This is a genomic window from Streptomyces sp. SID8352 (assembly GCF_009862265.1).
Classification (GTDB): Bacteria; Actinomycetota; Actinomycetes; order Streptomycetales; family Streptomycetaceae; genus Streptomyces.
The window spans coordinates 108,511-117,665 of sequence record NZ_WWGX01000011.1; the positions used below are offsets into that span (position 1 = coordinate 108,511).

A 9,155-nucleotide genomic window follows, 5' to 3' on the forward strand; every position below is an offset into this window, starting at 1 on the left:
GGAGATCACCAAGCCATGGCCCCTCGGCTCAGTGTCATCGTCCCCATCTACGACGTGGAGCGCTACCTCCCCGACTGCCTGGACTCGCTCGCGGCGCAGACCTTCCGCGACTTCGAGGTCCTGATGGTGGACGACGGTTCGCCCGACGGCTCCGCCGACATCGCCGCGGAATACGCCTCCCGGGACCCGCGGTTCAAGCTCATACGCAAGGAGAACGGCGGACTCGGCGCGGCCCGCAACACCGGCGCCTCCCAGCTGTCGCCCGAGTCGGAGTTCCTGACCTTCGTCGACAGCGACGACCTCATACCCCCGGACGCCTACCGGCTGATGGTCGGCAGCCTGGACGAGAGCGGCTCCGACTTCGCCACCGGCAACGTCTTCCACCTCAAGGGCGAGAAGTCCTGGCAGGTCCCGCTGATGCGGATGCTGGCCGGCGAGGCCCGGGTGAGCACCCACATATCCCGCTACGCCAAGCTCGTCGCCGACCGCATCGCCTGCAACAAGGTCTTCCGCCGCTCCTTCTGGGACAAGCACGGCTTCGCCTTCCCCGAGGGCCGGCTGTACGAGGACACCCCGGTCACCCTGCGGGCCCACTACCTGGCCGAGAACGTCGACGTCATCTCGGAGCCCTGCTACTACTGGCGGCTGCGCGAGGGCGAGTCCGCCCCCTCGATCACCCAGCGCCGCACCGACCCGGCCGGTGTCCGCGACCGCGTCACCTCCGTGATGGAGATCAGCTCCTTCCTCGCCGGTCGGAGCGGTGAGACCAACGCCCGGCTCAAGCGCGAGTACGACACCCGCGTCCTCATGGACGACCTGCGGCTCTTCCTCAACGTGGTGCCGGACGGCGACGAGGAGTACCGCGCCGAGTTCCTGCGCTCCGCCAACCGCTTCCTCGACAGCATCGACCCCAAGCTCGTCATGGAGCTGCCGGCCGAACTGCGCGTGCAGTGGCTGCTGGTGCGCAAGCACCAGATGGAGGAGCTGATCGCCCTCCTGGCCGGGCAGCGCCGCCGGGAGACGCCCGAGGTCAGCGGTCTGCTCCGGAAGTACGCCTCGTTCCCCTCGCTGGCCGGCGCGGACCTCCAGCTCCCCCGGGGCGCCCTCCGCATCGACCAGCACCTGAGGATGCGGGCCCCGCTCCAGGAGATCAAGTGGGTCGACGGCAAGCTGGTGCTGTCCGGCAACGCCTGGATCGACAAGATCGACCTGGCCTCGCGGCACTCCTCGGTCAAGGTCCTCCAGCTCCGCAAGGACCGCTCCCGGCGCCGCGTCCTGCTGCCGGCCCGCGGCGTGCAGCGCCCCGAGGTCACCACCAACTCCGGCCAGGACCGCTACAACTACGACTGGGCGGGCTGGGAGGTCACCCTCGACCCGGCCAAGCTCCGCAAGGGCGGCGAGTGGCAGGAGGCGCTCTGGCACGTGGGCCTGGGCATCTTCGCCTCCGGCCTGGTGCGCCGGCACTCCGTCCACTCCAGCGGCGGCGCGCCGTGCAACTTCCCGCCGTACCACTGGCTGAGCCCGGACTTCCGGCTGATGCCGGCCGTCGAGCGGGGCGCGCTGAAGCTGCGCATCGAGAAGGTCCGCGCCCTGATCACCGACCGGGCCCTGGAGGGCGACCGGATCCGGGTGAGCGGTGAGATCCGCGAGCCGCTGGCCGAGGGCGAGCGGGTGACGCTGCGGGTGAAGAACCAGAAGGGCGCCGAGACCTTCGACTACCCCGTCACCGTCGAACGCGTCGGGGACCGCCAGGAGTTCTCCGTCCTGGTGCCGGTCGCCGACGTGGCCCTGGTCTTCCACGAGGGCGTCGACGAGATCGCCCAGCCGGAGAAGCGGACCTGGTCCACCGTGCTGGTCGCCACCGACGCGCGGGGCGGCGAGCGGCGCTTCGGCACCGTGATGCGCGAGGGGCTGGGCGACGCCGAGTTCCCGCTGCCCGACTCCCTCGGGGAGCAGGCGCACCTGGTGCAGGTCGCGGTGATCGCGGGCCACACCGGCTTCCTGAAGTTCTCCGGCCGCACCCGCCGGGCCGTGCTCGAGGGCGCGGAGGTCCAAGACGGGCGGATCACCCTCTCCGCCCGGGTCGACCCGCGGCTCACCGGCTCCCGCTTCCTGCTCAAGCCGCGCAGCCGGTACGAGGAGCGGTTCGTCGAGACCACCTGGGGCGAGGACGGCCGCTTCGAGGTGGCCTTCGACCCGTCCCTCCTCGGCGGCGACGGCGGGGCGCCGCTGCGCGCCGGACGCTGGAACATCTTCCTGCGGCCGGACGAGGAGGGCGTGCCCGACGTGCCCTTCGTCATCGACCGGCTGGCCTCCGACGCCTTCCCGGTCCAGGCCGAACTGCGCGGCCGGCGCTACTGGCTGGAGAACCGCTGGGGCGACTTCCCGCAGCTCAACGCCCGCTCCGAGCTGAGCGACCTGGAGCGCGGCCCGTACCGCCAGCGGCAGTTGCGCGCCGAGGTCTACGAGCCGCTGTTCCAGCAGCCGCTGAAGGAGCAGGTCTTCTATCTGAGCTACAACGGCAAGCAGTTCTCCGACAGCCCGCGCGCCATGTACGAGGAGCTGGTGCGCCGCGGCTCGGAGCTGAAGCACCTCTGGGCGGTCCGCGACGGCCAGGTCACGCTGCCCGAGGGCGTGGAGCCGGTCCGGATGTGGGGCCGGGAGTGGTACGAGGCGCTGGCCTCCAGCCGCTACATCGTCACCAACGCCCACCTGCCCGACTGGGTGGTGCGCCGTCCCGGCCAGGTCATCGTGCAGACCTGGCACGGCACGATGCTGAAGAAGATCGGGCACGACATCGAGACGCTGCACTTCGACCGCGAGTACCAGAACCGCCTGGCGCTGGAGGCGAAGAACTGGAGTCTGCTCGTCTCCTCCAACCGCTTCTCCACGCCGATCCTGAAGCGCGCCTTCTCCTACGAGGGCGAGATCCAGGAGGCGGGCTACCCACGCAACGACTACCTGTACTCGCCCGAGCGGGACGGCATCGCGGAGCGGGTCAAGGAGCGGCTGGGGCTGCCCGCCGGGAAGAAGGTCGTGCTGTACGCGCCGACCTGGCGGGACGACCAGTCGCACAGCGCCGGGCAGTACCGCTTCGACCTGCGCATCGATCTGGACGACGCGCGGCGGCGGCTGGGCGACGACCACGTGCTGCTGATCCGCCGCCACTCCAACGTGGTGGACGCGGTGCCGGGCGCGGGCAACGGGTTCGTCTTCGACGTCTCGGAGTACCCGGACATCGCGGACCTCTACCTCGCGGCCGACATGATGATCACGGACTACTCGTCGGTGATGTTCGACTACGCGCACCTGAAGCGGCCGATGCTGTTCTTCACCTACGACCTGGAGCACTACCGGGACACGCTGCGCGGGTTCTACTTCGACTTCGAGCAGGACTCCCCCGGACCGCTGATCAACAACTCCAAGGAGCTGGTGGACGCGATCCGGGACGTCGACCGGGTGCGGACGGAGTACCAGGAGCGGTTCGACCGCTTCCACCACCTCTTCTGCGACCTGGACGACGGCGGCGCCTCGGCGCGGGTCGTGGACCGGATGCTGGAGCAGGCCCGGGAGCTGTGATCCGGCCCTGAGCCCCCGGAACGGGCCGGGCCCCGCGCACGACGCGCGGGGCCCGGCCCGTTCCCATGACCGCCGCCCGCCGGTCGCCGGTCGCCGGTCGCCGGTCGCCGGTCGCCGGTCGCCGACGGTCAGCCGTCCCCCGTGCCGCGCAGCCGCCGCCCGATGCGCCGCCGCCCGGCGGCCAGGATGCGGGACGGGGTGTAACGGCGGCGCGGGGTGCGGCACGGCGCGGCGGCGGGGGCTGCCGGGGCGGCGGGCGCGGGCTTCGGCTTGGCCGCCTGCTTCGGCCGGGGGACCAGGGTGGTCAGGGCGGTCAGCTCCTCGAGGGAGCCCTCCCGGATCAGCCGGCACCGGAGCCGGGCCAGCGGCGGCAGCGACTCCACCACCTCACCGGGGAAGCAGGTGTCCATCAGCTCGTCGGCGAGTTCCATGTACCGGCGGCGCGTCGGCTCGGGCAGCGCGGCGAACCGCCCCCCGAAGCGGCCGAGCACCTCCAGGCTGAGCCAGCGGTAGAGCAGCGAGTTGCGCCGCTCACCGGCGGGGACGTGCCGGGCGACGATCTCCACCACGTCGCGGACGTTGCCGTAGAACGGCTCCGGGTCGGGCACCTGCTGGGTCAGGTGGGGGAAGTCGTCGCGGTGGACGAGGTAGTAGCAGTCGTAGTCCGCGACCACGGAGATGGAACGGGCGAGCAGATAGGCGGGGACGACGAAGACCTGCTCCTCGGCCAGCCGCAGGCCCTCGGCGAACCGCAGCCCGTGCTCCACCACCAGCGAGCGCCGGAAGAGCTTCTGGGCGGTCAGCGACCAGACGGCCTTGGCGGTGAAGACGTCACCGCCCTCGACGTTCCGGCGGAACGGGGTGACGGGGGCCGAGCGGCCCACCCCCTTGATCCGGCCGAGCACCACGTCGGAGGCGTTGCGCTCGGCCGCCGCCACCATCCGTTCCAGCCCCTCGGTGCCGAGGTAGTCGTCCGGGTCCGCGAAGAACAGGAACTCCCCGCGTGCCATGGCGACGGCCCGGTTGCGGGGGCCGCCCGGGGCACCGGAGTTCTCCTGGTGGACCACCCTGATCCGGCCGGGGTGCCGATCGGCCCAGGCGTCGAGGAGCGCACCGCTCCCGTCGGTGGAGCCGTCGTCCACCGCCACGACCTCGACGCTGCCGAAGCCGATCGACTGGTCGACGATCGACTGGAGGCACTGCGGCAGGTGTTCGGCGGCGTTGTAGACCGGGATGATCACCGACACCTTGGGGTGGTCGGTCGGTTGCGTGTCGGCGGGCGCGAAGCCCATATCGTCTCCCCCAGAGCGCGCGACAAAGGGACTTTCTCCCTAAGAGCGCCCTCTGGGGCAACCGGTTTCACCACGGGGCGAACACTGATTCAAGATTACGTAACGGACAATTGGTTGCGTTCGTTTTCGGACTCAGAAGGGCTCGAAGTCGTCAAACTCGCGCTGGTGCTCATCGCGCTCGGCCTGGCGGTCGCGGCGGCGCTGGGCGGCCGGGCGGGGTGCCTCGAAGCGGTGGTCCTCACCGCGCCGGCCCAGCATCTCGGCCCCGGCGGTCACCGAGGGCTCCCAGTCGAAGACGACCGCGTTCTCCTCGGGGCCGATGGCGACGCCGTCGCCACCGCGCGCCCCGGCCTTCATCAGCGCGGCCTCGACACCGAGGCGGTTCAGCCGGTCGGAGAGGTAGCCGACGGCCTCGTCGTTGGTGAAGTCGGTCTGGCGGACCCAGCGTTCGGGCTTCTCGCCGCGCACCCGGAACAGCCCGTCCTCCTCCTGGGTGACGGTGAAGCCCGTGTCGTCGACGGCCCGCGGCCGGATGACGATGCGGGTCGCCTCCTCCCGGGGGCGGTCGGCGCGCGCCTTGGCGACCAGCTCGGCCAGCGCGTACGACAGCTCCTTGAGTCCCTTGTGGGCCACCGCCGACACCTCGAAGACCCGCAGGCCGCGCGCCTCCAGATCGGGCCGGACCAGCTCCGCGAGGTCCCGACCGTCGGGCACGTCGGTCTTGTTGAGGACGACCAGCCGCGGCCGGTTCCCGAGCCCGCCGTACTGGCGCAGCTCCTCCTCGATCGTGTCCAGGTCGGAGACCGGGTCGCGGTCCGACTCCAGCGTCGCGGTGTCCAGCACGTGCACCAGCACGCTGCACCGCTCGACGTGGCGCAGGAACTCCAGGCCCAGGCCGCGCCCCTGGCTGGCGCCGGGGATCAGCCCGGGCACGTCGGCGATGGTGTAGACGGTCGAACCGGCCGTCACCACACCGAGGTTGGGGACCAGGGTGGTGAACGGGTAGTCGGCGATCTTCGGCTTGGCGGCGCTGAGCACGGAGATCAGCGAGGACTTGCCGGCGCTCGGGTAGCCGACCAGCGCCACGTCGGCGACGGTCTTCAGCTCCAGGACGACGTCCCGCAGGTCCCCCGGCTCACCGAGCAGCGCGAAGCCGGGCGCCTTGCGCCGGGCGGAGGAGAGCGCCGCGTTGCCGAGGCCGCCCCGGCCGCCCTGGGCGGCGACGAAGGAGGTGCCGTGCCCGACCAGGTCGGCCAGGACGTTGCCCGCCCTGTCGAGGACGACGGTGCCGTCGGGGACCACCAGCACCAGGTCCTGGCCGTCCTTGCCGGAGCGGTTGCCGCCCTCGCCGGGCCTGCCGTTGGTGGCCTTGCGGTGCGGGGAGTGGTGGTAGTCCAGCAGCGTGGTGACCGACTGGTCGACGGTGAGGATCACGTCGCCGCCCCGGCCGCCGTTGCCGCCGTCCGGGCCGCCCAGCGGCTTGAACTTCTCACGGTGGACGGAGGCACAGCCGTGGCCTCCGTTACCCGCGGCGACGTGCAGCTCGACGCGGTCCACGAAGGTGGTCATGGTGGGGTGCCTCCAGAAAGTGCGGATGTCTCAGTATCAACACGCGAAAGGCGGACCCGCTTCCCGGCCGGGAAGTGAGGTCCGCCTCGCGAAGCGCTCGGGTCAGGCGACCGGAACGATGTTCACGACCTTGCGGCCGCGGCTGGTGCCGAACTGCACCGAGCCGGCCTGCAGGGCGAACAGCGTGTCGTCGCCGCCGCGGCCGACGCCCGCGCCCGGGTGGAAGTGGGTGCCGCGCTGGCGGACGAGGATTTCACCGGCGTTCACGACCTGACCGCCGAAGCGCTTCACGCCGAGCCGCTGGGCATTGGAGTCGCGACCGTTCCGGGTGGACGATGCGCCCTTCTTGTGTGCCATGTCTCTTCAGTCCCTTACTTCGCGGCCGCGGGGATCTCAGTGACCTTGATCGCCGTGTACTGCTGGCGGTGGCCCTGACGACGGCGGTAGCCGGTCTTGTTCTTGTAGCGCAGAATGTCGATCTTCTGGCCCTTGTGGTGGTCCACGACCTCGGCCTGGACCTTGATCCCGGCCAGCACCCACGGGTCGCTGGTCACCGCGTCGCCGTCGACGACGAGCAGGGTCGAGAGCTCGACCGTGTCGCCGACCTTGGCGGTGGAAATCTTGTCAACCTCGACGACGTCGCCGACAGCAACCTTGTGCTGGCGACCGCCGCTGCGCACGATGGCGTACACGCGGATCTCACTCTCTCGCTCGGGAACGGCACCCCCGCAGTCCAGCCACCCGGTGACACACGCGGACGGCCTCTCCCGGTGGCGGCCGGCGACGGCCCTCACCCGGAAGGAAAAGGTTTACGGGGATGTGGCGGGTCAGTCGACACGCCGACGGTCAAGATTACGGTCCCGTCGGACCGTGGTCAAACCGGGCCCGGCGGCCCGGCCGCGCGCACGGCCGGAGCCCGGACGCCCCGCGCGGCTCAGCCCCCGACGGAGGCCGTGTACTCGGCGTACGCCGCCCTGATCCGGCCGGGCGGTAGATCGAGGTGCTCCAGGATGGTGTACCGGCCGGGGCGGGTCTGCGGGGCGAACTCCACCGCCCGCGCGAACTCGTCGTCGTCGAAGCCGATCTCCCCGGCCAGCACCGGCAGCCCGTGGCGCCGCAGCACGTCCGCCATCAGCCGGGAGCCCTCCTCGTCGCCCCGCAGATGCGTGGCGAAGGCCGCACCGATGCCCACCTGCTCCCCGTGGCTGGCGGCGCGCCGGGGGTACAGCAGGTCCAGGGCGTGGCTGATCTCGTGGCAGGCGCCGGAGGAGGGCCGGGTGTGCCCGGCGATCGACATGGCGATGCCCGACAGCACCAGCCCCTCGGAGAGCACCGTGAGGAAGCCGTCGTCGCCGCAGCCGCCGGGGTGGCGCAGGACGGCCTCCCCGGCCTGGCGGGCCATGGCGGCGGCCAGGCCGTCGACCCGCTCGCCGTTGACCCGGTGGGCCAGCTCCCAGTCCGCGACCGCCGAGATGTTGGAGACGGCGTCGCCGATCCCGGAGCGCACGAAGCGGATCGGGGCCTCGCGTATCACCGCGAGGTCGACCACCAGCGCGATGGGCGTCGGCACCCCGTAGGAGCCGCGCCCCGCGTCGTTGTCGAGGATCGAGACGGGCGAGCAGATGCCGTCGTGGGAGAGGTTGGTGGCCACGGCCACCATGGGCAGCCCGACCCGGGCGGCGGCGAACTTGGCGCAGTCGATGATCTTGCCACCGCCGAGCCCGACGACCGCGTCGTAGCGGCCGCTCTTCATCGCGTCGGCCAGCCGCACCGCGTCGTCGATGGTGCCGCCGCCGACCTCGAACCAGTCGGCGCCGGGCAGCGACGGGGCGACCCGCTCGCGCAGCCGCGCGCCGGAGCCGCTGCTGATCGCGACGGCGAGCCGGCCGGACTGGGAGACCCGCTGGTCCGCGAGGACGGTGGCGAGGTCGTCGAGGGCTCCGGGGCGGATGTCAACGACGACCGGTGACGGGATGAGCCGCGTCAGTACCGGCACGCGATCTCCCTGCCCCTGGCCAGGTCCTCGTGGTTGTCGATCTCCACCCACTCCACCTCGCCGATCGGCGCCACGTCGATCCGGAAACCCCGGTCCACCAGCTCCTGGTAACCGTCCTCGTAGTACAGCTGCGGATCCCGCTCGAACGTCACCCGCAACGCGTCCACCAGATCCGCCGCCGCACCCCCCTCGATCAGCGTCACCCCGATGTACTCACCCGACGCCTCCGCCGGATCCATCAGCTTCGTGATCCGCCGCACCCCCTTCTCCGGGTCCACGACGACCTTCATCTCCTCCTCACCCAGCGACTTCACCGTGTCCAGCGCCAGAATGATCCGACGCCCCTCACCCCGCGCCGCCAGCAGAGTCCGCTCCACCGACACCGGATGCACCGTGTCACCGTTCGCCAGGATCACCCCGTCCGCCAGCGCCTCCCGACCGCACCAGAGCGAATACGCGTTGTTCCAGTCCTCCGCCCGGTCATTGTCGATCAGCGTCAGACGCACCCCGTACTTCGCCTCCAGCGCCTCCCTGCGCGCGTACACCGCCTCCTTGCGGTACCCCACGATCACACCGACCTCCGTCAGCCCGACCTCCGCGAAATTCCCCAGCGCCACATCCAGCACCGTGATGCTCTCCTCCGCACCCTCCGGACCCACCGGCACCAAAGCCTTGGGCAGCGTCTCGGTGTAGGGGCGCAGACGCCGGCCGGCGCCGGC

At 71.3% G+C, this 9,155-nt stretch carries 7 protein-coding genes; 1 reads left to right on the forward strand and 6 read right to left on the reverse strand.

Translation table 11 applies throughout. The features are described 5' to 3' along the window. Window positions 1-15 precede the first annotated feature (15 nt). A complete protein-coding gene (locus GTY84_RS04040) occupies window positions 16-3,579 on the forward strand; it encodes a bifunctional glycosyltransferase/CDP-glycerol:glycerophosphate glycerophosphotransferase (protein WP_161224690.1) in 3,564 nt (1,187 codons plus the stop codon). Window positions 3,580-3,707: 128 nt separating this feature from the next. Here the strand turns inward: GTY84_RS04040 and GTY84_RS04045 are convergent, their stop codons facing one another. From GTY84_RS04045 to GTY84_RS04070, 6 genes are all read right to left on the reverse strand, one after another. Then, the gene (locus GTY84_RS04045; RefSeq protein WP_161224691.1) at window positions 3,708-4,871 is read right to left on the reverse strand and encodes a glycosyltransferase; all 1,164 of its coding nucleotides are present in this window, start codon (window positions 4,869-4,871) and stop codon (window positions 3,708-3,710) included. Between the two features lie 132 nt (window positions 4,872-5,003). Then, window positions 5,004-6,440 (reverse strand): GTPase ObgE, encoded by a 1,437-nt coding sequence (gene obgE / locus GTY84_RS04050; RefSeq protein WP_161224692.1) that lies wholly within the window; start codon window positions 6,438-6,440, stop codon window positions 5,004-5,006. Between the two features lie 102 nt (window positions 6,441-6,542). Beyond that, the gene (gene rpmA / locus GTY84_RS04055; RefSeq protein WP_006132816.1) at window positions 6,543-6,797 is read right to left on the reverse strand and encodes a 50S ribosomal protein L27; all 255 of its coding nucleotides are present in this window, start codon (window positions 6,795-6,797) and stop codon (window positions 6,543-6,545) included. A gap of 14 nt (window positions 6,798-6,811) precedes the next feature. Continuing rightward, a complete protein-coding gene (gene rplU / locus GTY84_RS04060; RefSeq protein WP_161224702.1) occupies window positions 6,812-7,132 on the reverse strand; it encodes a 50S ribosomal protein L21 in 321 nt (106 codons plus the stop codon). A gap of 242 nt (window positions 7,133-7,374) precedes the next feature. After that, entirely contained in the window at window positions 7,375-8,436 is a 1,062-nt protein-coding gene (locus tag GTY84_RS04065; protein ID WP_161224693.1) for an iron-containing alcohol dehydrogenase family protein, read from the reverse strand. Then, the coding region (locus tag GTY84_RS04070) for a phosphocholine cytidylyltransferase family protein (protein ID WP_161224694.1) at window positions 8,424-9,155 on the reverse strand (732 nt) is incomplete at its 5' end. The genes GTY84_RS04065 and GTY84_RS04070, both read right to left, overlap by 13 nt.